The organism is Klebsiella sp. SYXHC3, from assembly GCF_057196925.1.
Map to the genome: position 1 here is coordinate 204,681 of NZ_JBXUNG010000003.1, position 20,909 is coordinate 225,589.

23 protein-coding genes and 1 other RNA gene are annotated in these 20,909 nt (G+C 53.9%); 11 read left to right on the forward strand and 13 right to left on the reverse strand.

Features of this window, described 5'->3' with window-relative positions; all coding sequences use genetic code 11:
* Positions 1–26: 26 nt before the first annotated feature.
* Positions 27–1,514: a UbiD family decarboxylase domain-containing protein gene (locus tag AC2CGP_RS10495; protein WP_475702383.1), complete on the reverse strand. Its 1,488-nt coding sequence runs from the start codon at positions 1,512–1,514 to the stop codon at positions 27–29.
* A gap of 119 nt (positions 1,515–1,633) precedes the next feature.
* On the opposite strand from AC2CGP_RS10495, the gene AC2CGP_RS10500 reads away from it, so the two are divergent.
* Positions 1,634–2,524, forward strand: coding sequence for a LysR substrate-binding domain-containing protein (locus tag AC2CGP_RS10500; RefSeq protein WP_015704602.1), 891 nt, complete (start codon positions 1,634–1,636; stop codon positions 2,522–2,524).
* Between the two features lie 33 nt (positions 2,525–2,557).
* Here the strand turns inward: AC2CGP_RS10500 and tesB are convergent, their stop codons facing one another.
* Positions 2,558–3,421, reverse strand: coding sequence for an acyl-CoA thioesterase II (gene tesB / locus AC2CGP_RS10505; protein ID WP_015367933.1), 864 nt, complete (start codon positions 3,419–3,421; stop codon positions 2,558–2,560).
* Between the two features lie 220 nt (positions 3,422–3,641).
* On the opposite strand from tesB, the gene AC2CGP_RS10510 reads away from it, so the two are divergent.
* Positions 3,642–4,154 carry a YbaY family lipoprotein gene (locus AC2CGP_RS10510; RefSeq protein ID WP_015367932.1) on the forward strand — a complete coding sequence of 171 codons (513 nt, stop codon included), beginning with the start codon at positions 3,642–3,644 and terminating at the stop codon, positions 4,152–4,154.
* 38 nt (positions 4,155–4,192) lie between these two features.
* Here AC2CGP_RS10510 and AC2CGP_RS10515 read toward each other — a convergent pair whose 3' ends face one another.
* On the reverse strand, positions 4,193–4,507 hold the full coding sequence (locus tag AC2CGP_RS10515; RefSeq protein ID WP_015704603.1) for an MGMT family protein: 315 nt from the start codon (positions 4,505–4,507) through the stop codon (positions 4,193–4,195).
* Between the two features lie 60 nt (positions 4,508–4,567).
* On the reverse strand, positions 4,568–4,966 hold the full coding sequence (locus AC2CGP_RS10520) for a hypothetical protein (protein WP_032707556.1): 399 nt from the start codon (positions 4,964–4,966) through the stop codon (positions 4,568–4,570).
* A gap of 254 nt (positions 4,967–5,220) precedes the next feature.
* On the opposite strand from AC2CGP_RS10520, the gene ffs reads away from it, so the two are divergent.
* From ffs to AC2CGP_RS10535, 3 genes are all read left to right on the forward strand, one after another.
* Positions 5,221–5,317: signal recognition particle sRNA small type (ffs, locus tag AC2CGP_RS10525), an RNA gene on the forward strand.
* A 313-nt stretch (positions 5,318–5,630) separates the two neighbouring features.
* Positions 5,631–5,888, forward strand: coding sequence for a hypothetical protein (locus AC2CGP_RS10530; RefSeq protein ID WP_015367929.1), 258 nt, complete (start codon positions 5,631–5,633; stop codon positions 5,886–5,888).
* Positions 5,885–6,100 carry a hypothetical protein gene (locus AC2CGP_RS10535; RefSeq protein ID WP_015367928.1) on the forward strand — a complete coding sequence of 72 codons (216 nt, stop codon included), beginning with the start codon at positions 5,885–5,887 and terminating at the stop codon, positions 6,098–6,100. The genes AC2CGP_RS10530 and AC2CGP_RS10535 overlap by 4 nt, the downstream gene beginning before the upstream one ends.
* A 132-nt stretch (positions 6,101–6,232) precedes the next feature.
* Here AC2CGP_RS10535 and yczR read toward each other — a convergent pair whose 3' ends face one another.
* Positions 6,233–7,660 (reverse strand): MocR-like transcription factor YczR, encoded by a 1,428-nt coding sequence (gene yczR, locus AC2CGP_RS10540; protein WP_045361847.1) that lies wholly within the window; start codon positions 7,658–7,660, stop codon positions 6,233–6,235.
* A gap of 87 nt (positions 7,661–7,747) precedes the next feature.
* Between yczR and yczE the strand changes: the two genes are divergently transcribed.
* Positions 7,748–8,362, forward strand: a complete 615-nt coding sequence (yczE, locus tag AC2CGP_RS10545; protein ID WP_015367926.1) for a membrane protein YczE — start codon at positions 7,748–7,750, stop codon at positions 8,360–8,362.
* An 88-nt stretch (positions 8,363–8,450) separates the two neighbouring features.
* Positions 8,451–8,804, forward strand: coding sequence for a DUF1428 domain-containing protein (locus AC2CGP_RS10550; RefSeq protein WP_015367925.1), 354 nt, complete (start codon positions 8,451–8,453; stop codon positions 8,802–8,804).
* A 41-nt stretch (positions 8,805–8,845) separates the two neighbouring features.
* Here AC2CGP_RS10550 and AC2CGP_RS10555 read toward each other — a convergent pair whose 3' ends face one another.
* Entirely contained in the window at positions 8,846–10,405 is a 1,560-nt protein-coding gene (locus AC2CGP_RS10555) for an EAL domain-containing protein (RefSeq protein ID WP_015367924.1), read from the reverse strand.
* A gap of 218 nt (positions 10,406–10,623) precedes the next feature.
* Between AC2CGP_RS10555 and AC2CGP_RS10560 the strand changes: the two genes are divergently transcribed.
* Positions 10,624–10,884: a type B 50S ribosomal protein L31 gene (locus AC2CGP_RS10560; protein WP_015367923.1), complete on the forward strand. Its 261-nt coding sequence runs from the start codon at positions 10,624–10,626 to the stop codon at positions 10,882–10,884.
* A gap of 2 nt (positions 10,885–10,886) precedes the next feature.
* A complete protein-coding gene (gene ykgO, locus AC2CGP_RS10565; RefSeq protein ID WP_003859006.1) occupies positions 10,887–11,027 on the forward strand; it encodes a type B 50S ribosomal protein L36 in 141 nt (46 codons plus the stop codon).
* Here the strand turns inward: ykgO and AC2CGP_RS10570 are convergent.
* Positions 11,024–11,734, reverse strand: coding sequence for a GNAT family N-acetyltransferase (locus tag AC2CGP_RS10570; protein WP_045361849.1), 711 nt, complete (start codon positions 11,732–11,734; stop codon positions 11,024–11,026). The two genes, ykgO and AC2CGP_RS10570, sit on opposite strands and share 4 nt — an antisense overlap.
* 102 nt (positions 11,735–11,836) lie before the next feature.
* Between AC2CGP_RS10570 and pdxR the strand changes: the two genes are divergently transcribed.
* On the forward strand, positions 11,837–13,291 hold the full coding sequence (pdxR, locus tag AC2CGP_RS10575) for a MocR-like pyridoxine biosynthesis transcription factor PdxR (protein WP_484502344.1): 1,455 nt from the start codon (positions 11,837–11,839) through the stop codon (positions 13,289–13,291).
* On the opposite strand, the gene AC2CGP_RS10580 is transcribed toward pdxR, so the two are convergent.
* The 6 genes from AC2CGP_RS10580 to acrA form a co-directional block, all read right to left on the reverse strand.
* Positions 13,266–13,730: a YlaC family protein gene (locus AC2CGP_RS10580; protein WP_015367920.1), complete on the reverse strand. Its 465-nt coding sequence runs from the start codon at positions 13,728–13,730 to the stop codon at positions 13,266–13,268. The two genes, pdxR and AC2CGP_RS10580, sit on opposite strands and share 26 nt — an antisense overlap.
* A 125-nt stretch (positions 13,731–13,855) precedes the next feature.
* The gene (gene maa / locus AC2CGP_RS10585) at positions 13,856–14,419 is read right to left on the reverse strand and encodes a maltose O-acetyltransferase (RefSeq protein ID WP_045361854.1); all 564 of its coding nucleotides are present in this window, start codon (positions 14,417–14,419) and stop codon (positions 13,856–13,858) included.
* Between the two features lie 131 nt (positions 14,420–14,550).
* Complete coding sequence (locus AC2CGP_RS10590; RefSeq protein ID WP_015367918.1) at positions 14,551–14,769, reverse strand: HHA domain-containing protein; 219 nt, start codon at positions 14,767–14,769, stop codon at positions 14,551–14,553.
* A 26-nt stretch (positions 14,770–14,795) separates the two neighbouring features.
* Entirely contained in the window at positions 14,796–15,170 is a 375-nt protein-coding gene (tomB, locus tag AC2CGP_RS10595; protein WP_015367917.1) for an Hha toxicity modulator TomB, read from the reverse strand.
* Positions 15,171–15,642: 472 nt separating this feature from the next.
* Positions 15,643–18,789, reverse strand: coding sequence for a multidrug efflux RND transporter permease subunit AcrB (acrB, locus tag AC2CGP_RS10600; RefSeq protein ID WP_015367916.1), 3,147 nt, complete (start codon positions 18,787–18,789; stop codon positions 15,643–15,645).
* A gap of 22 nt (positions 18,790–18,811) precedes the next feature.
* The gene (acrA, locus tag AC2CGP_RS10605) at positions 18,812–20,011 is read right to left on the reverse strand and encodes a multidrug efflux RND transporter periplasmic adaptor subunit AcrA (protein ID WP_020079451.1); all 1,200 of its coding nucleotides are present in this window, start codon (positions 20,009–20,011) and stop codon (positions 18,812–18,814) included.
* A gap of 142 nt (positions 20,012–20,153) precedes the next feature.
* On the opposite strand from acrA, the gene acrR reads away from it, so the two are divergent.
* The gene (acrR, locus tag AC2CGP_RS10610; protein WP_015704611.1) at positions 20,154–20,804 is read left to right on the forward strand and encodes a multidrug efflux transporter transcriptional repressor AcrR; all 651 of its coding nucleotides are present in this window, start codon (positions 20,154–20,156) and stop codon (positions 20,802–20,804) included.
* The last annotated feature ends 105 nt before the right edge of the window (positions 20,805–20,909 follow it).

Here is a 20,909-nt window from a genome sequence, read left to right on the forward strand (position 1 = left end):
TGGGAGGCTTTTTCTTTGCGTGGAATTTATTTCTTACTGAAGCCAGGGATAAAGCGGTCAACATCCACTTCCATAAACTGGCTGCGCTGGAAGTGGGCTTTCATATTCCACGGGACGGTGCAGTCGAAAATGGTTTTGCAGGCAATACCGCTATCGCGAATCGATGGGCTGAAGGCCGGGTCGGATGATGGATCCAGCGGATGGCAACGTACGCCGGGAATAAACACGGTGCTGACATCGCCCTGATAGCGGGTGGTCATCGCCCACATGACGTCGTTGATGTCGAAAACGTCGACGTCTTCATCGACCAGCATTACGTGCTTTAGCTCCGAGAAGGCGGAAAACGCCAGTAGCGCGGCCTGACGCTGACGGCCCTCATCGCTGTGGGTGCGTTTCTTCACCTGCAGCACGGCGAGATATTTACCGGTGCCTGGCGAAGGACAGTGGACGTTTTGCACAAAGCCTGGAAGCGCGCGCTCTACCATTTGCAGAATGCTGGCTTCGGTCGGGATCCCGGCAAGATTGGTATGTTCATCGCTCGGCCCGATACAGGTTTGCAGAATCGGGTGACGGCGGTGGGTAATTGCTTTGACTTTGATCACCGGCACTTCCGCCTGAGCGCTACCGGTGTAGCCGGGGAACTCCGGCATCGCTTTCCCGCTGTTGGTATTCTGATCTTCGCGTACCCGCACGCCCGGCAGCAGTTCACCTTCAATAACGATTTCGGCGTTGGCGATGGCGCGGGCGTTGACGCTCACGCATTCGCTGAGCTCGACGGCCTGATTACGTAGAGCGCCGGCGATGGAGAGTTCATCAAACCCGAGAGGGGTGGTCGGCGGCTCAAAGCAGGCGCCAATTTCAATCGCCGGATCCACGCCGATGCTAATCGAGATAGGCAACGCTTTCCCGGCCGCCTCGGCTTTTTGCCGGAAAGTATCGAGATGACGTCCCGGTACGAAATACATCGAGATTTCGTCTTTGCTCTGTACGCACAGGCGGTGGATGGTGACATCATGATCGCCGGTTTCCGGATCCGCGGCATAGCACATGCCGAGGGTAAAGTAGGGACCTGCGTCTTCCGGGGTGTTAGTCGGCGCAGGCAAAATTTTGAGAATATCGAAATCAGGATCGCTTGCCAGATGTACCACCTCCTGGCAGGCCGCCTGGTCGCGCGGGATGGTGATTGGCGCGATAGGATTCGCCACGGAGTCTTTGAGCATAAACGCCAGGTTTTCCGGCGTGGTGCCAAACAGGCGGGCGACGCGCTGGCGTGAACACAGCAGGCCAATAAGCACTCTGACATCATCGTAGCCTTTGACCTTATTAAAGATCATCGCCGGGCCAACGCGGGTCGGGCGCTGAACGGTGCCGTGGGCGCCGACATAGCGGTACACGCCGGAGAGCTCGGCGATGGGGTCAACGGGTTCGTCGGTGTAGATAAGTTCATCATCGTACTGGCTTAATACCGCCAAAGCAGAACGCAGATCGGTTACTTTCATTAGTTGTTCAGACATCGTACTTCCTTCAGGTTTCTGGCAATGGCTATTCATTCTCACCAGATACCGATAAGAGTCCAATCACATTTCCCCTCATTTTAATAAGAGATTATTATCAGTGTTTTCGGGAGGGCGTGATGGATTATCGACAGCTACAGGCATTTACGGTTCTGGCGGAAGAATTGCACTTTGGTCGGGCGGCGCAGCGTCTGCATATCACGCAACCGGCGCTGACGCAGCAGATTAAAAGTTTTGAGAACGCGCTGGAATTGCGGCTATTTACCCGCGATCGACGCAACGTCGCGCTGACCGCCGAAGGGCAATTTTTGCTGGCCGAGGCGCGGATGATCCTCGGCCACTGCGATAAATTTCGCGAGAATGCGCGCAGTTTGCGGCAGGGGCGCAAAGGGCAGTTGAAAATTGGCTACGTTGGCTCGGCTATTTTCGACCCGGCGTTGAGCGTGTTAATAGGAAATTATCGTCAACGTAAACCTGAAGCCGATCTGCTGATTGAAGAGCATAACGTTAACGACCTGATAACCGGGCTATTAAGCGAAACGGTCGACCTGGCGTTTATCCGCTCACCAGGCGCGCAATATGATGAACTGGAGTCGCTGGATATTGCGACCCGGCCGCTGGTGGCGGTGGTACCTCGCCATCATCCGCTCGCCAGCCGGCGCGCTATTCCACTCGCGGCGCTGGCGGAAGAGACGTTTTTTATTCAGCAAGATCCGTGCGGCGTCGGGCTGGGTTGGTCAGCCATCAGCGCCTGTCGGCAGGCGGGTTTTACGCCCCGTAAGATTCAGTACTCGCGTGATGTCTCCACGGCGATAGGCCAGGTATCGATGGGAATGGGCGTGACGTTGGTGCCCGAGACGCAAAGCGCCATGCTGGTGTCGGAGGTCAGCTATTGCCTGCTGGAAGAGACCTTTGCCGTGACGACGCTTACGCTGTGCTGGCGGCGGGAGAGTCGCAACGGGCTATTGGGTGATTTTATTGCCGGTGCGCGCGAACTGCTTGGCCGTTAAAGGCAAGCGGGCCCATTGCGGGCCCGTCGCGAATTAGTTATTGCGGTTACGCATGACGCCTTCCTGCACCGTCGAGGCGACCAGAATACCGTCCTGGGTATAGAATTCGCCGCGAACAAAACCACGGGCGCTGGAGGCGGAAGTGCTTTCGACGCTGTATAGCAGCCATTCGTTGATGTTAAACGGGCGGTGGAACCACATTGAGTGGTCGATGGTGGCAACCTGCATACCCGGCTCAAGGAAGCCGACGCCGTGCGGCTGTAGCGCTACCGGCAGGAAATTAAAATCAGACGCGTAGCCCAGCAGCGACTGGTGGACGCGAATATCATCCGGCACTACGCCGTTGGCGCGGATCCACACCTGGCGGGTGGGTTCGGCAACGTGGCCTTTCAGCGGGTTATGGAACTCCACCGGGCGAATTTCCAGCGGTTTATCGCTGAGGAACTTCTCTTTCGCCTGCGGCGGCAGCAGATGCGCCAGTTTACGGGCGATATCGGTTTCAGAGGGCAGGCCTTCCGGTGACGGGGCTGCCGGCATTGCTTTTTGATGTTCGTAGCCCGGTTCCGGGGCCTGGAACGAGGCGGTCATGTAAAAGATGGGTTTACCGTGCTGGATAGCCGCCACCCGGCGAGCGCTGAAGCTATTGCCGTCGCGCAGCACTTCAACATCGTAAACGATGGGTTTTTGGCTATCGCCGGGACGCAGGAAGTAACTATGAAAGGAGTGAATCAGGCGTTCCTCAGGCACGGTTTCTTTGGCGGCATACAGCGCCTGACCGACCACCTGGCCGCCGAAGACCTGACGTAAGCCGAGGTCTTCGCTCTGCCCGCGAAACAGCCCTTCTTCAATTTTTTCCAGATTTAATAATGCCAGCAGATTGGTTAGAGCCTGACTCATAGTTACCCTCAATTAATGATAGCGGCGCTGACGCAGCGCGTATTGTGGGCAAGTATAACCTGGAATCTCAAGTGGTCCGATGGGTGTAATAATCTGAATAAATGCCCCTTTCCGGGAATTATTCTGAGATCTGTGCCACACTTATTCACGATACTAATGTCTTAGCCATCGTGATGGCAGGACGTACTCCTGTGACTAAAGGGATGAAAAGGAGAACATAATGAAATTTGCCTATATGTTAAGTGCTATCGCCGTTGCTGCGGCCTTATCCGCCTGTGCGAATAACCCGAACAGCAACGCCGCTCATCAGACGACGGCACCCGATCCTTACGGCATTGCCTCACTGAGCTCCTCGCAGCAACAGCCTAATGTTTCCGGGACTATCAATATTCGCCAACGCGTAGCGTTACCGCCGGATGCGGTACTGACCGTGACGTTGTCCGATGCGTCGCTTGCCGATGCGCCAGCGCGTGTATTGTCGCAAAAAGCGGTCCGTACTGAAGGTAAGCAGGCGCCGTTCAACTTTGTGCTGCCTTATAACCAGGCGGATATCAAACCGAACGCGCGGATCCTGCTGAGTTCGGCGATTACCGTAAATGGCCAGTTGATGTTTATCACCGATACCGTGCAGACCGTGGTAACCCAGGGCGGTAATCGCGCCGATCTGGTGCTGGTGCCGGTGCAGCATGCGCCAGTGCCGGTGGCTAATGATATGGCGCCGATGGCGCAATAAACGTCTCCATGCCCCTGTTCAGGGGCATTTTTTTGCCCTTAATAAACCCAGCGATAGTGTTGCAGGTCGATATGACCGCTGCCGGAGACCTGGACGCCTTCCGCTAGCAGCGCCTGACGCTGGCGCTGTAGGTCAGGGCCGGTCAGCGAAATATCGCCGTGGCGATTCACCACCCGGTGCCATGGCAGGGTTGAGCCTTCCGGTAGGCGCTTTAACACGCCGCCCACCTGACGCGCCGCGCGCGGCGAGCCCGCCAACAGAGCGACATCGCCGTAGGTGGTGACATACCCTTCCGGAATTGAGGCGACTATCTGCCAGACCCGCTGGGGAAAGCTGTCGTGGACGTCCTCCATCATCACTCCTTCACGCGAGAAAAGCTCAGAATAAGCGCTTGCCCCCATACTGTACAGCCGTCAAAGGACGGTGAATTCCAGCGCCAGCCCGAGGATCTGCATACCATGAATATTGTCATGCGGGCTGTTGGCAATCAGGCTTTCAAGAAACTTCAGCCGCTGCGATTGCGCATTGATAATCAGTTTGCCGCGCAGCGTCGGGTATTTGAGCGATGAAATGGGATAAACCACCCGGCCTTTAACCTCAACGGGCAGCTTACGCAGCTCGACGTGTTGCAATACGCCCACCGTGGAAAAGAGCAGGGCAACGGGGGTCACCGATAACAACGGCGCGGGACTGACGCTGACGAAATCCAGCAGCAGCTCGGGGCGTAGAAAATTCATGCCGTGAAAGGGTACGGTTACGCCATCAATGGCGGGCATGGGCAAGGTAGTGGTGGAGCGTGGTGATTGAGTCATGCGATTACCGTAGCGACAACACGTTGAAAAGACACAGGACGAATAAGTATGGCGGGTAGCGGTAAACTGTGCCGCGATGGGGCTCGCAATCTCTCTCATTGCCGGGACGTTCGGCCGGACAAAGGCACTATTTGCCGGGAAAACCTACGTTTTGCATAATAAACCAGCAGCTGGACGCGAGTGGCTTGCAATTCAGGAGTGCTATAGGGATAATGCGCCAGCGCGTTGGTTATCAACGCTCTCAATGGGGGCTCTGTTGGTTCTCCCGCAACGCTACTCTGTTTACCAGGTCAGGTCCGGAAGGAAGCAGCCAGAGCAGACGACGTGTGTGCCGGGATGTAGCTGGCAGGGCCCCCACCCATTTCTGGCGGTCCTGATTTAAAATCCCTTCATTTTTTGTGCTTTTATTCTCTGCTACTATTATAGGCAGCTTCACTTTATTTATTGTTTTACGTTACTAAAACGACTCTTTTTTATACCTTAATTTTGTATTGTCATAAATATGAAATAATAATGACATACTAATGTCATTTTCATGTCATATATAATGGGCAAATTATTTCATGGAATTACCAGATATTATTAAGGATAAATAATATCTCTGGATCAAGATGTTAACTTCGTGTATTAATTATGATGATTTTATTGCACGGGAAGCGTGATCATGACCACAGTAGTTCTGAATGTGAAAATTGACGCAGAGTTAAAAGATAAACTGCGTCATTATGCGGAAGTGAATAACGAGAATTTAGGCACGGCTACGGAGAAGCTGCTGCAATTGGCGCTTGCGGCCATTGATTCAGCAGACGAGGCGGGGGTTTCGCATGAGGATATTGATAACCAGCATACCGAAGAGGAAGCGTCGCCGTTAACCCCTAAAGAAATCAAAGCATTACGGAAACTTCTGAAGAAGAAAAGATGAAACAACAATTCTCTACAGCCAGCAGTTACAGTGAAGCCTGTGACCTGCTGCGTTCCGGGTACGTTAAGCACGTGCGCCTGAACTGGAATATCGGTAGTGATGAGTTTTTTCGCATTGCTTCCGACTGGTGTGAAACCGGCGCAAAAATTAAAAAAGATGACGATGGCTTTATTATTTCGCTAAAAGGTTTTCCTATTCCGCGCCAGCATTAATGAAATGACTACGCGGTTGTCATCGTAATGACATACGGCGTGGGCAAGATGGTACTGCAATTTTATAAAACATCTCATATTCATCATGGATGGTGGTTTTTGACGGGCTGATCCCAGCCCGTCGATATTTTATTATATTATTTTACGTGTTCTCGCCATTTCTTTCTGTTGCGTAAGGGTCTGCCACAGCGGTTGTAAAATGCTGAAGGCGTTGCGCAATTCCGTATCCGGCAGGGTGAAAGGCAAACGTAAATAACGGTCGAAGGCACCTTCCAGACCGAATCGTGTACCGGTACCGATATGAATGCCGGCATTCTCAGCGCGCACCGAAAACTGTGTTGCCAACATCTTCGGCAGCTCCACCCAAAACGATAGCCCGCCCTCGGGGACGCAAAAGCGCCAGCGGGGAAAATATTCCGCCATCAACGCAGCGCACATATCACGACGCGCGGCCAGCATTGCCCGCCGCGGCGGCAACAGTGTTTGTTCGTTCTCCAGTAGCCAACAACAAGCCAGCTGTTCCAGCAGCGGCGAACCGAGATCGAGTGTATCCCGCGCCTGGATGAGCGAGGCAATCGTCCGCGCCGGGGCGCGGATCCAGCCAATTCGCAGTCCTCCCCAGAACGTTTTACCCGCTGAACCAATAGTGATTATCGGTGCTTCAGGGTTGAAAGCCGCCAGCGGCGGAGGCGGTGGGGCGTTGTACCATAAATCGACCATCGTTTCGTCGGCGACCAGCGTCGTTCGCGTGCTGGCGGCCAGATCGGCGACGCGCTGCCGGGTCTCGCTATCCATGCAGCGACCGGTGGGATTATGAAAATCCGGCATCATAAAGGCCAGCCGCGGCGAAGTTTGGGCAATGGTCGCCGCCAGGCCGTCGCAGTCCCAGCCCTTTTCCGGTAAAGAGACGCCTATCGGTCGGCAGGAGGCGCCGCGAATAGCGTTAATCGCCATCGGGTAAGAGGGCGCGTCAACTACCACCCGATCGCCTGGCCCGGTTAACAGACGCAGTACCAGGGCAAATCCGCTCAGCGCGCCATTCACAATCATCACTTCATCCGCCTGCGTCGGCAGGCCGCGTTCGCTATAGCGGCGGGCAATGATTGCGCGCAAATCGACTAACCCCTGCTGATCGTAGCCGGTATAGGACAAATACTGCGGCATCAGCGTCAGCGCGTGGCTGTAGGCTTGATGAATCTCCGGTCCGGCGCTGAGGGCGGCGGTGGCGAGATTGACCGATGGTGCCGAAAGCGTCTGCTCTCCGGGGCGCAGAGGGCCGGCAGGTAGCGCAATGCGTGAACCACTTCCCTGGCGACTTTGCAGATAGCCTTCTTCTCGCAATAACCCCAGCGCGCTGGCGATAGTGGTGCGGCTAACATTTAGCGCCGTCGCCAGTTCCCGCTCGCCGGGCAGACGGGTCTCCAGCGCCAGCCGTCCATCAAGGATCAACAGACGCAGCGCTTCTGCCAGCTGCCGCCACAGCGGCGCGCGCGAGGAAGGGGATTGCCAGTTGCCGAGCAGGCGTACCAGCGATTGTGTTCCAAAACGACGTACTGACATAGCGATCCACTTTTAAAAAACTGGCCATTAATTACCAATCCATTTTCACTGATGATGGGGGTATTCGCAATACATACTGAGGTGTTTATGGTCCGTCGTTTGCTACAACTTTATATTGGTCTGGTGCTCTATGGCGTGTCGACGGCGTTATTCGTCCATGCCAACCTCGGGGCCGATCCGTGGGATGTGTTTCATCTGGGGGTGGCGAAACAACTTAATATCAGTTTCGGTACGGTGATTATTGCGACCGGCGCCGCGGTGCTGCTGCTGTGGATCCCGCTGCGTCAGATGCCGGGTCTCGGCACCATTAGCAATGTCATCGTGCTTGGCCTTGCGGCCGATGCCACGCTCGCGGTACTTCCGCCGCTGGAATCGCTGCCCGCGCGTAGTCTGCTACTCGCCGGCGCGGTGGTGATGAATGCGATAGCAACCGGGATGTATATCGGCGCCGGTTTTGGTCCCGGGCCGCGTGATGGCTTGATGACCGGATTGCATGCGCGAACCGGCTGGTCTTTGCGTGGTATCCGTACCGCTATCGAAGTCTCGGTACTGCTGATTGGCTGGCTGCTGGGCGGCAAAGTCGGGGTTGGCACCGTGGTTTACGCCTTTGCTATTGGCCCGCTGATCCAGTTATTTTTACCCTGGTTCCGTCAACCGCGAGCAGTCAGTACGGCGGCGAAAAGCCGGGGGCTGGCGTCCTGAAATCGCCGTTCGCGATAGCAGCGACTAAACTTATCACTCAGACGCCGACGGATATGCCGCCGGCGCTGTTCACTTCGGAGACTCACTCATGAAGTATGTTGATGGTTTTGTCGTTGCCGTCCCTGCGGAAAATAAGGAGGCATACCGCGAACTGGCAGCAAAATCGGCGCCGCTGTTTAAAGAGTTTGGCGCCACGCGCGTCGTGGAGTGTTGGTCGGATGATGTCCCGGAAGGGAAGCTGACGGATTTCCGCATGTCGGTTAAAGCGCAGGCGGATGAGGAAGTGGTTTTCAGTTGGATCGAGTACCCGTCTAAGGAGATCAGGGATGCGGCCAATGCGAAAATGATGAGCGACCCGCGGATCAAAGCGCTTAGCGATAGCTTGCCATTTGACGGCAAGCGCATGATCTTCGGCGGGTTTGCGCCGATTCTTGACGAGTAAATCCGGCGGCGCGACTGGTTGCCAGCGCGCCGCACATGGTATTAATGCGTTTTAATATTATGTTCCGCCCACTGAATAAATTCCTCTTTCGGTAGCGCCTTACAGTACAGCCAGCCTTGCGCGTAATTGACGCCATGCGCGCGCAGCCAGTCGCGCTGAGCGGGCGTTTCCACCCCTTCGGCGACAATCGCCAGATTCAGCGACTTCGCCATCTCAATGATATGCGGCGTCAGCGGCTTATATTCCAGGGTATCGACAAATGACTTGTCGATCTTCAGCGTATCGACATCCAGCGTTTGCAGGTAACTGAGGCTGGAATAGCCGGTGCCGAAATCATCGATCGAGATCCGGTGTCCCGCCTGGCGATAGCCAATAATCACCGGCAGAGTGGTTTGTGGATCGACAAAGCCGCGTTCGGTAAGCTCAAGGGAGATCTGTTCCGCATTGATTCCCCAGCGCGCCAGTTGTTCCTTGAGTAGTGTTGGCAACGTAGGCGAGCGCAGGTCATCCACCGACAGATTAATAGAGATGTGCATCTGCGGATGATGGCGCAGCCAGGGGCCGAGGTCGGCAAAGATTTTACGCACGATATCCTCGGTCAACCGGGTGATCAGCCCGGTTTGCTCGGCCAGCGGGATAAAAATATCCGGCGATAAAAAAGTGCCATCCGGCTGCTGCCAGCGGGCCAGCGCTTCGGCGCCGGCGATTTTGCCATCCTCCAGCGAGACGATCGGCTGATAGTAAACCTGAATGGCATCTGACTGTAGCGCATCCAGCATGCCATAACGCGGCGAGCGTAATCTGCGCAGCAGGCGTAGAAGTAAAAAAGAGGTCAACAGGCTGGTAAAGAGCCCTATCGGCAGCCATAGCAGCAGCTGCTGGCGAAGGCGCGCATCCAGTGGCTGCGTGGACGACCAACTGGCGACGCCAAGACCCAGTTCAGGGATGATATGCACGCGATAGACGGTGTCATTCAGCGTTAGCGTCTCGCTATGGAGGTTTTTAATTCGCGTCCAAACTGCGGGATCGATCGGCTGGCTACTGATCACCACCTGATCGTGCTCGGTGCCGAATAATATCGTGTGGATCTTTTCCTGACCGGTGGCGATGACATCAATAAACGACACCGGGTCGATCATCACAATATGATTTTTGTTGCCAAAGGCGGTCATGCGATGTTGCAGGCCGAGGTCGTTGATTGAGGTAAGCCAGGTGCTGTAACCGTCGGCGGTGACGTGGTCGGGCTGCGGAAACGTCACCGAGACCTGGTGATCCTCAAGCGATGAGCACATCGGCACCGAATTACGCAACCAGAGTACTTCCTGCACATAGCGATGGGTGTAGGCAATACGGCGCATATTCAGCAAATGTTCTGGTGAACAGGCACTGGCGCTGTGCGCATCGGCTTCTTGTAATGCTTCTTTGGCCTGAGCGGCGACTTGTTCTACGCGCATGACAATGCGTTTTGAGTAGTGGTCGAGCTCGCTATAAAACTGCGCCTGCGCCTGGCGCATTGCCAGCCAGATACTTAAGGCGATGGGTAGCACGATGGCGAGAATAAGCACCCCTGTAACCAGACTCATTAAATGGCGAGTCGTCATGGGTATGTCCTTATTTTACGGGGAATTGCTCTGAGTATACGCGAAAGCGAAGAAAAGACCCGGGTCGCGAATATTGCGATTCGGGAGAAGGGGGCAAATGATCGCCCTCTGAGCCACCGCGTGGTTCCCGCTGAAACCGTGAATTTCCTGTGGTTGATCTTTGGCGGTCAACGGTGTACTTTAATTGTTATGTTATAACGTACAAATTGAGGTTTGCCATGAAAGCTAATATTCATCCGCACTACCGTACCGTCGTTTTTCACGATACGAGCGTGAACGAGTACTTCAAAGTGGGATCCACTATTAAAACCGAGCGTGAGATTGAACTGGATGGCGTAACCTATCCGTATGTCACCTTAGATGTTTCGTCTAAATCCCATCCGTATTACACCGGTAAGCAGAAAACACATGCTACCGAAGGCAGCGCCGCTCGTTTCCGCCAGCGCTTCGGTGGTTTTATTGATGCGAAAAGGAGCTAAACATGCAGGTACTGAACTCATTGCGTAGCGCTAAACAGCGCCACCCGGATTGCCAGATAGTGAAACGCAAAGGGCGGCTGTATGTTATCTGCAAAAGTAACCCGCGCTTTAAGGCGGTGCAGGGACGTAAAAAACGGCGTTAATTCGTTGGTTTGCGAAAGCTTTCCAGCGTGCGGTATTGCTGGCCGTTGGCATCGAAATTACCGGCGGCCAGCCACTGGCGCATTGCGCTATCTATCTGTGGCCACTCGCTATCGATAATGGAAAACCAGTCGGTATCGCGATTGTGGCCTTTTATCACCAGCGCTTGTCGAAAGCGCCCTTCGAACTGAAAACCTAAGCGCAGCGCCGCGCGCCGCGACGGTTCATTCAGGCTATTGCATTTCCATTCATAGCGGCGGTAGCCGAGCGACTCAAAGACATAACGCATCAGCAGCCACTGTGCCTCGGTGGCCATCGCTTTGCGGCTTAGTAGCGGCGAAAAGTGAACATGGCCGACTTCAACGACGCCGTTTTTGCCGTCAATACGCATCAGCGCTAACGAGCCGACCGGCTGCCCACTGCATTCATCAATTACCGCGAAGTGAAGCGGATCGTTCAGCTCGCTGATGCTGGCAATCCAGGCGCTGAATTCGGTAACGCTGTTTTCCGGTTCACGCAAAAGCCAGGTCCAGGCGCGGGTATCAGGCGCCTGTCGATAGGCGTTGAACAGCGCTTGCGCGTGTTTGACGTCAAGCGGTTCCAGGCGGCATAACTGTCCTTGCAAGGTCTGGCGCTGCGGCCAGGGGCGTGGCTGCCAGTCAGGTAAAGCGTCGCCAACGAGTTGGTTGAATTGGTTGTATTGCGTCATCGGTCAAGTCCTGTTTGCGGGAAGAGTCCTGAGATTAAACGTCTGCTGGTTCCATAAAAAGGGCCATAAAGGTATCTTTTTAGGGTGCCACGAGGAGCCATGATGAATATTCCGGACGATGCTTTTTTTGCCCTACTGACGCGCGGGATACAGCAACGGGGAGACGCGACGCTACAGCGCGCACTCTATCAGGCGCTGCGCGAGGCCATTTTACAGGGCGAGTTACTCAGCCATAGCCGGTTGCCGGGCGCGCGCGTTATTGCGCAGCGTGCTGGCGTATCGCGCAATACCGTAAATAGCGCGCTGGAACAGCTGGCGATAGAGGGATATCTGATCCGCAGTCGTCAGGGGACGTATGTGGCAGCGCTCAATACGCTGGCGGAAAGCGAGCCGGCGCCACCAGCGTTTGTTTTGCCTGAGCGCTTGCGCACGCTACCGCTGCCGGGTCGACGGGACTCCCCGGCACTGTTGTTGACTACCGGAATGCCCGCGGTGAACTACTTCCCGCTGGCTATCTGGCGTCGTTTGCTCGATCGGGTACTGCGCGAGGATGGCAGCACGATCCTTGGATACGGGGAGGCGGCCGGTGAAACGGCGCTGCGCGAGGCGATAGCCCGTCATCTGACTTTATCCCGGGGCATACGCTGCACGGCGCGGCAAATTGTGATCACTGAAGGCGCGCTGGAGGGCGTTAACCTTTGCTCGCATCTGCTGAGCGTCGCGGGGGATACTGCCTGGGTTGAAGAGCCCGGTTATTTCGGCGCGAAAAGCGTGTTTATTAAAGCCGGGTTACAGCTGAAGGGGATACCTGTTGACGGTGATGGCATGTGTCCTGATACCGTTAACGAGGTAGCGCCGCGGCTTATCTTTACCTCGCCTTCGCACCAATATCCGAGCGGGGCGGTGATGAGCGCCGGACGTCGTCTGGCATTGCTGGAATATGCCCGCCAGCATGACGCGTGGATTGTGGAAGATGACTATGATAGCGAGTTTCGCTACAGCGGCGAGCCGATTCAGGCGATGCTCGGCATGGTGGCGCAGGCGCCGGTGGTTTACCTTGGTACCTTCAGCAAAACGCTATTTCCTTCATTAAGAATAGGCTTCGCGGTGATGCCGTCGGCGCTGGCCGAGGCGGCTCAGGGCGCGATCGGCGCGCTGCTGCGCGGCGGCCATCGTCTGGAACAGCGTGCGCTGGCGCTGTTCATCGAAGAGGGCCATTATGCGCGCCATCTGGCTTCAATGCGCCGATTATATCGTCGGCGTCAGCAGCAGTTACGCGAGGCTGTGGCAAGCGAATTCACGCTGGCGAATGAGATTTGGGGGGGAGAGGGCGGGCTGCATTTAACGGTTGCCGTCGATGACATTGACGATGTGCAAATTGTCGAGCAGGCGCGTCAGTATCAAATGGCGCCAGCGGCGCTTAGCCGCTTTTATCTTAACCCGCATAAGGCGCGTAGCGGTTTGGTTCTGGGGTATGGCAATACGTCCGCGGCGCATTTCGTACCGGCGCTGCGGACGTTGAACAGGCTAATCAGGCAGCAACGCGGGTCAGGGTGAAAACATCGTAGAAGGAGAGTTCACCTTTGGTCGCGATCATTTTCTGCAGTTGAGCTTTCTGCTCATGGGCGACCTGTGGCGATTGCAGAATGCCGTCAATCAGCTGTTCAGGGACGAAACGGGTGTTATACCATTCACCGTTATAACAGACGCGAAAATCGAGCACATCGATATCTTCATAACGGTAGCGCGGGTAGACGTCAAAGAAGAAAAAGCCGTTCAGCAGAACAAACAGAACGATCAGCAGCCACACGGAATCCACCAACGTCTCAGAGCGCAGCATGACGATGAGAGTGGCCAAAAAGGCGGCGTACATAGCGACAAATAGCCATGGATGGTTGCGAATAAAACTGATACTAAAACGCGGGCGATTATCGCGCTTTTCTTTTTCGTTCAGTTCCTCGATGGTATTGGTTAGCAGGCGCTGTATTTCTGTCATTTTAGTCCCCGAATTCTTCGTAGAGCCCGGCATTTCAGGCTCTACGGCTCAGTCTGACAGTTATTTTATGTTGCCGGAGACCGGCGTTAAAGTAACAGATCAGTTACAGAAAAGCATAACAGTTACTATTTTTCGGTTAATAGCAGCTTGATGATTTGGGCAGGATTACCGCCAACTACCGCATTGGCCGGCACGTCTTTCACCACCACTGCGCCGGAGGCAATAACCGCATTGTCGCCAATGGTCACTCCAGGGTTGATGACCGCCCGGCCGCCAATCCATACGTTGTGGCCGATCGTTACCGGTTTACCATACTCGATACCGCTGTTGCGTTCCGTTGGGTCCAGCGGATGGGTCGCGGTATAGATATGAACGCCCGGCGCCAGCATACAGTTATCGCCAATTCGGATCGGGCAAACATCGAGCATCACGCAGTCAAAGTTCGCGTAAAAATTGGCGCCGAGGCTGATGTTATAGCCGTAATCGCAGCGGAAAGTGGGTTCGATATACGCGTCAGTGGGCTTACCAATTAGTTCAGCCAGCAGAGCGGCGCGCGATTCGCGCTCATCCGGTGCTGAGTGGTTGTAGCGGTGCAGCACCTGCCGGGCATGCAGGCGGTCTGCTTTTAGCGTGGCGTCTCCAGCAAGGTAAGGTTCGCCGGCGATCATTTTCCTTTTTTCTTCGCTCATGGTCTTCTCCTGTTTAAAGAAAAAACAGTATAAAGCGAAACCGGTTTCATATGCAGCAATACGGGACTCAGGCGTTTAATATCCCGAGTAATCCCTGTTGAGGTGCTGTTGTATTAATGACAGAAAATGAACTAGCGGATAAATTTCCATACTGAAGTTGGGATTTTGTCGTATAGCTTATTCATGGTCAATTCAGCAAGACGATGGTCGGCTGCTGAGTAAAATACCGCCAATTCATTGTCGGAAAGTTCATATTTATTCTTTTCAATTACGCGCTCCAGCGTATCAATTGTCTGACAGCGGCGTAAACGCATCAAATAGTCTGTTTTAGTTAATGGTTTACCAGACATCATTTCACCTTTTGAATGTAATAATTCTAACAAGAAAGACTTGCCGGGTTCTCCCGGCTGGCGTTCACAAAGCATCGGAATAACCGATTGCCGGATTTGCGCCATTTTTGGAGATCGCTTGTGTTTATGCCATAGCTACTGAACAGCATAAAAGTGTCATCCAGGTATTCGTCAAGCTGAGAAATCAGCTTATTATCCTCAGCGTACTTAATTTTATAATTAAGCGCGTAAGTTGCTATGTGCTCGATCAATTCATTTAATTGAAGATTCACCGCCGAGGTGGGATCGTTAACCCAGCCGCGGTTGCTTTCTTCCAGGTTTGCAAGGCAGTCATGATACAACGTTTCGCAGAGAAATCTTAGCTGCGCGATATCATGTCTTTTTGGCGAGTACTCGTCCATAACACATCCCCTTGTAAGTGGTTTAAACGACGACTAACAAACACCGTTGTGGGATGAAGACCAGGCTCAAACATTGTAATCCTGTGATTTAACTATAATCCAGTCTCAAAAACATTTCACCGTGCTATTACGAAAAATTACAATAAATACGGTTAATTTATCTTAAAAAAACAGGACCTATTATACTGATTCCTTTTATGTTTGGCGAAACTGGAAGGTCAGCCTTATATATCATAAGTTTATCTGATTGACGCCTGCCTGCAGCGAGAAGGTTGTCGGGAGATTGTTGGTAATTAAGAATATTCTGAATGAGACCTGATGGCAAAACCGGTAATCGAAATCTTAATAAAAATAGAACAACGTTCATCAATGTATATTATATGTCAGAACGTAAAATAAACAATAACAATGTGTGCGTTTAAATACCCCTAAAGAAAAAGGGCCGCAAATGCGGCCCTTAGCTTAAGCAAGATTAATGATGCTCAACCGGATGGTTATGCTCAATATCTTCAGTTTTCTTAGTGAAGCGGCGACGAACCACCACGAAGAATACCGGCACGAAGAAGATGGCCAGAACCGTCGCGGTCACCATCCCGCCCATTACGCCGGTACCTACGGCGTTCTGTGCGCCGGAACCTGCGCCAGAGCTGATAACCAGCGGCATTACCCCGAGGATAAACGCCAGAGAGGTCATCAGGATTGGACGCAGACGCATACGTACTGCTTCCAGCGTCGCTTCAATCAGGCCTTTGCCTTCTTTTTCCATCAGGTCTTTGGCGAATTCAACGATAAGTATCGCGTTCTTCGCCGACAGGCCGATGGTCGTCAGCAGGCCGACCTGGAAGTAAACGTCGTTAGTCAGCCCGCGGAAGGTTGCCGCTAACAGCGCGCCAACAACACCCAACGGTACCACCAGCATGACGGAGAACGGAATCGACCAGCTCTCGTACAACGCCGCCAGACACAGGAAGACGACGATAAGCGAGATAGCATACAGCGCCGGGGCCTGGTTGCCTGACAGGCGTTCCTGATAGGACATACCGGTCCAGTCGTAACCGACGCCTGAAGGCAGTTTGCTTGCCAGCTGTTCCATCATCGCCATCGCTTCACCCGTACTGCGGCCCGGCGCTGCCTGACCGAGGATTTCCATCGACGGCAGACCGTTGTAACGTTCCAGACGCGGTGAACCATATTCCCAATGGGAAGTGGAGAAGGCGGAGAACGGCACCATTTGGCCATCGCTGCCGCGTACATACCAGTTGCCGATATCCTCTGGCAGCATACGGTATTTCGCTTCAGACATGACGTACACTTTCTTCACGCGACCGCGGTCGATGAAGTCGTTGACGTAGCTGCCGCCCCATGCCGCGCCGAGGGTGGTGTTGATGTCGCTAATTGAAACGCCCAGCGCCTGCGCTTTTTCCTGATCGATATCGATCTTGAACTGCGGCGTATCTTCCAGGCCGTTAGGACGCACGCCAACCAGCAGATCGGGATGCTGAGCAACCATACCAAACAGCTGGTTACGCGCCTGAGTTAATTTCTCATGCCCTAAACCACCCTGATCGATGAGCTGGAAGTCAAAGCCGGTAGCGGTACCCAGTTCGACGATCGCTGGCAGGTTAAACGCGAAGACCATCGCATCTTTAATCTGCGAGAAACGGGCCATCGCGCGGCCGGTAATCGCTTCAACTTTGTTTTCTGAACCCGGGCGTTCGCTCCAGTCTTTTAACGACACGAAGGCGATACCGGTGTTCTGACCGCGACCAGCAAAACCAAAACCGTTAACCGCGAACACCGATTCAACGTTGTTCTTCTCTTTGGTCAGGTAGTAGTCAGTCATCTCGTCGAGGACTTTCTGCGTACGTTCCTGACTCGCGCCCGCCGGAAGCTGCGCCATACTCAGGAACACGCCCTGGTCTTCGTCCGGCAGGAAGGAGCTTGGCAGACGAACGAACAGGTAAGCCATACCGACGACGATAATCAGATACAGCACCAGGTAACGACCGGTACTACGCAGAATGTTGCCTACGCTGTCGGTGTAGTGGTGCGTGCTCTTATCGAACATGCGGTTAAACCAGCCAAAGAAGCCTTTGTGCTCGCCATGGCCGCCTTTCTGAATCGGTTTCAGCATGGTAGCGCACAGCGCTGGCGTCAGAATCAGCGCAACCAGTACCGACAGCGCCATCGCGGAAACGATAGTGATCGAGAACTGGCGATAAATCGCGCCGGTTGAACCGCCGAAGAAGGCCATCGGGATAAATACCGCCGACAGTACCATCGCAATACCGACCAACGCGCCCTGAATCTGACCCATCGACTTACGGGTCGCTTCTTTCGGCGGCAATCCTTCCTCCGCCATTACGCGCTCGACGTTTTCTACTACCACGATGGCGTCATCCACCAGCAAGCCGATGGCCAGCACCATCCCGAACATCGTCAGGGTGTTTATCGAGAAGCCAAACACCGCCAGGATGGCGAATGTCCCAAGCAATACCACCGGTACTGCAATGGTCGGGATCAGCGTGGCGCGGAAGTTCTGCAGGAACAGATACATGACCAGGAACACCAGGATGATCGCTTCCACCAGCGTTTTTACCACTTCATGAATAGAGATTTTCACGAACGGGGTAGTATCGTACGGGTAGACGATTTTCAGGCCTGACGGGAAGTACGGTTCCATCTTCGCCAGCTCTGCGCGGATGGCGTTGGCGGTATCCAGGGCGTTAGCGCCGGTGGCCAGTTTAATCCCCAGACCAGAAGCCGGTTGGCCGTTGAACTTCGCGATGATGTCGTAGTTTTCGCCGCCGAGTTCAACTTTCGCCACGTCGCGCAGACGAACCTGTGAACCATCCTGATTGACTTTCAGCAGAATCTTGCTGAATTCATCAGCGGAAGTCAGACGCGTTTGGGCGATGATCGAGGCGTTCAACTGCTGGCCTTTCACCGGCGGCGTACCGCCTAACTGACCTGCCGCGACCTGGGCGTTCTGCGCTTTAATTGCGTTGATGACATCTACCGGAGTTAACTGGAAGTTGTTTAGCTTCGTCGGGTCCATCCAGATACGCATCGCGTACTGGGAACCGAACAGCTGAACGTCGCCGACGCCGGAGGTACGGCTGATGGCATCCTTCATATTGGCGCCCACGTAGTCGGAAATATCCTCCTGCGTCATGGTGCCGTTAGTGTTGATAACCCCGACAACCATCAGGAAGCTACTGGAGGATTTCTCCACGCTCACGCCCTGTTGTTGTACTTCCTGCGGCAGCAGCGGCATTGCCAGCTGCAGCTTATTCTGCACCTGTACCTGGGCGATATCTGCGTCGGTACCGGACTGGAAGGTCAGGGTGATCTGCACCGTACCGGTGGAGTCACTGTTCGAGGACATGTACATCAGGTTATCGATACCGTTCATGTTCTGTTCGATAACCTGTGTCACGGTGTCCTGCACCGTTTTCGCATCAGCCCCCGGATAGGTGGCCGAGATCGTCACTGCTGGCGGCGCAATCGTTGGATATTGCGCCACGGGGAGTTTCATAATCGAAAGCCCCCCTGCCAACATGATGATTATGGCGATCACCCATGCAAATATGGGGCGATCGATAAAGAAATTAGGCATGTCTTAACGGCTCCTGTTTAAGTTAAGACTTGGTTTGTTCAGACTGAGCGTTCGCGTTGCCGGCGGTTTGCTGTTGGTTGTCTGAAGCTACTTCCTGCGCTTTTACCTGTACGCCTGGTTTGACTTTTTGCAGGCCAGCGACGATCACGCGATCGCCTGATTTCAGACCTTCGGTCACTAACCACTTGTCGCCGATAGCCTGAGTCGCGGTGACCTGGCGCACTTCAACTTTGTCGCCTTCGCCGACCACCATCACGCTGGCATCGCCGCGCGGGGTACGGGTAACACCCTGTTGCGGAACCAGCAGCGCATCCGGGTTAATACCTTCTTCCAGACGTGCGCGAACAAACATTCCTGGTAGCAGAGTGTGGTCCGGGTTCGGGAAGATAGCGCGCAGCGTGATAGAACCGGTTGTCTGGTCAACGGTGACGTCGGAGAATTCCAGCGTACCCTCTTGCGGATATTTCAGACCGTCATTGGTGACCAGTTCGACTTTCGCCTTACCGTTTTCTTGCTTCAGTTTACCGTTCGCCAGTTCCTGTTTCAGACGCAGGAAATCGTTGCTCGATTGGGTAACGTCAACATAGATAGGGTCTAGCTGCTGAACGGTAGCCAGCGCGGTAGATTGCCCGTTTTGCACCAGCGCGCCTTCGGTGACCGCGGATTTACCGATGCGTCCACTGATTGGCGACGTCACTTTGGTATAAGCCAGGTTGATACGCGCGGTTTCAACTGCGGCTTTCGCCGCGACGACGGCGGCGTTGCTTTGCTGAGCGTCGGCAACGGCTGAGTCATATTCTTGTTGGCTGATGTATTTGGTGCCAACCAGTTTCTGATAACGTTTGACCGTCAACTGAGCGATGTTTGCGGCGGCCTGGGCTTTCGCTAAGTCGCCTTTAGCGCTTTCATAGCTTGCCTGATAGGTTGCCGGATCGATCTGATAAAGAGACACCCCCGCCTGAATATCGCTGCCTTCAGTGAAGTTACGTTTCAGAATAATGCCACTTACCTGAGGACGGACTTCTGCGACACGATAAGCATTGGTACGACCAGGAAGTTCAGTGGTGATTTGTAGAGGTGCGGATTTGAGCGTGACAATACCGACTTCCGGCATTTGCTGGGCTCCTTGTTGAGCCGGTTTATCGTCACATCCTGTTAGCGCTAAGCTGCCTGAGAGCATCAGAACGACCGCCAGAGGCGTTAACCCTCTGTTTTTGTTCATATGTAAACCTCGAGTGTCCAATTTCAAATTTTTTAGTGGCTCAAACGTCCACAAACCCACTACAGTCTTTCTATTATGGTCATGCTATGGTACATACATTCACAAATGTATGTAAACGCAACCTCTGTAAAGTCATCAACCTATGGCACGAAAAACCAAACAACAGGCACTTGAAACCCGGCAACTGATTCTTGACGTCGCCCTGCGATTGTTTTCGCAGCAGGGGGTATCATCTACCTCGTTGGCCGCGATTGCAAAAGCTGCTGGAGTGACCAGGGGCGCTATATACTGGCATTTCAAAAACAAATCCGATCTGTTTAATGAAATATGGAGTCTCTCTGACGCCAGCATTAGCGATCTCGAAGTTGAGTATCGGGCAAAATTCCCTAACGATCCACTGTCAGTTGTTCGCGAAATACTCGTCTATATCCTCGAAGCGACAGTAGTAGAGGAGCGTAGACGCCTGATGATGGAAATCATCTTCCATAAATGCGAATTTGTCGGAGAAATGGCCGTTGTCCAACAAGCACAGCGCAGTTTATGGCTTGAAAGCTACGATCGTATTGAGCAAACATTAAAAGATTGTATCACTGCTCAACAATTACCTGCGAATTTACTCACTCGCCGTGCGGCAATTCTGATGCGCAGTTATCTTTCCGGATTAATGGAAAACTGGCTCTTTGCGCCAGAGAGTTTTAACCTTCATGCGGAAGCCCGTGCTTATGTCGATGCCCTCATTGAGATGTATCAGACCTGCCCGTCGCTACGAAGTTCGTCTGAGGTCATGGCCTGAATCCGCAGGCGTAAATAAAGGTAAATTTTACTTATCTCTGCCGCTATTCGCGCGCAGGGAGAAGTGCTATTCTGCGCGCTGCGACGACCCCCGGTATTCTCCGGC

Coding starts and splice junctions, on each gene's coding strand:
- AC2CGP_RS10570 (WP_045361849.1), bottom strand. CDS start 11,734: ATGACGCAATACAACCAATTCAACCAACTCGTTGGCGACGCTTTACCT.
- AC2CGP_RS10515 (WP_015704603.1), bottom strand. CDS start 4,507: ATGGAGGACGTCCACGACAGCTTTCCCCAGCGGGTCTGGCAGATAGTC.
- acrB (WP_015367916.1), bottom strand. CDS start 18,789: ATGCCTAATTTCTTTATCGATCGCCCCATATTTGCATGGGTGATCGCC.
- pdxR (WP_484502344.1), top strand. CDS start 11,837: ATGAATATTCCGGACGATGCTTTTTTTGCCCTACTGACGCGCGGGATA.
- AC2CGP_RS10520 (WP_032707556.1), bottom strand. CDS start 4,966: ATGACTCAATCACCACGCTCCACCACTACCTTGCCCATGCCCGCCATT.
- acrR (WP_015704611.1), top strand. CDS start 20,154: ATGGCACGAAAAACCAAACAACAGGCACTTGAAACCCGGCAACTGATT.
- yczE (WP_015367926.1), top strand. CDS start 7,748: ATGGTCCGTCGTTTGCTACAACTTTATATTGGTCTGGTGCTCTATGGC.
- tesB (WP_015367933.1), bottom strand. CDS start 3,421: ATGAGTCAGGCTCTAACCAATCTGCTGGCATTATTAAATCTGGAAAAA.
- AC2CGP_RS10500 (WP_015704602.1), top strand. CDS start 1,634: ATGGATTATCGACAGCTACAGGCATTTACGGTTCTGGCGGAAGAATTG.
- AC2CGP_RS10535 (WP_015367928.1), top strand. CDS start 5,885: ATGAAACAACAATTCTCTACAGCCAGCAGTTACAGTGAAGCCTGTGAC.
- AC2CGP_RS10590 (WP_015367918.1), bottom strand. CDS start 14,769: ATGTCTGGTAAACCATTAACTAAAACAGACTATTTGATGCGTTTACGC.
- AC2CGP_RS10510 (WP_015367932.1), top strand. CDS start 3,642: ATGAAATTTGCCTATATGTTAAGTGCTATCGCCGTTGCTGCGGCCTTA.
- tomB (WP_015367917.1), bottom strand. CDS start 15,170: ATGGACGAGTACTCGCCAAAAAGACATGATATCGCGCAGCTAAGATTT.
- AC2CGP_RS10580 (WP_015367920.1), bottom strand. CDS start 13,730: ATGACAGAAATACAGCGCCTGCTAACCAATACCATCGAGGAACTGAAC.
- yczR (WP_045361847.1), bottom strand. CDS start 7,660: ATGTCAGTACGTCGTTTTGGAACACAATCGCTGGTACGCCTGCTCGGC.
- acrA (WP_020079451.1), bottom strand. CDS start 20,011: ATGAACAAAAACAGAGGGTTAACGCCTCTGGCGGTCGTTCTGATGCTC.
- AC2CGP_RS10495 (WP_475702383.1), bottom strand. CDS start 1,514: ATGTCTGAACAACTAATGAAAGTAACCGATCTGCGTTCTGCTTTGGCG.
- AC2CGP_RS10555 (WP_015367924.1), bottom strand. CDS start 10,405: ATGACGACTCGCCATTTAATGAGTCTGGTTACAGGGGTGCTTATTCTC.
- AC2CGP_RS10560 (WP_015367923.1), top strand. CDS start 10,624: ATGAAAGCTAATATTCATCCGCACTACCGTACCGTCGTTTTTCACGAT.
- AC2CGP_RS10530 (WP_015367929.1), top strand. CDS start 5,631: ATGACCACAGTAGTTCTGAATGTGAAAATTGACGCAGAGTTAAAAGAT.
- maa (WP_045361854.1), bottom strand. CDS start 14,419: ATGAGCGAAGAAAAAAGGAAAATGATCGCCGGCGAACCTTACCTTGCT.
- AC2CGP_RS10550 (WP_015367925.1), top strand. CDS start 8,451: ATGAAGTATGTTGATGGTTTTGTCGTTGCCGTCCCTGCGGAAAATAAG.
- ykgO (WP_003859006.1), top strand. CDS start 10,887: ATGCAGGTACTGAACTCATTGCGTAGCGCTAAACAGCGCCACCCGGAT.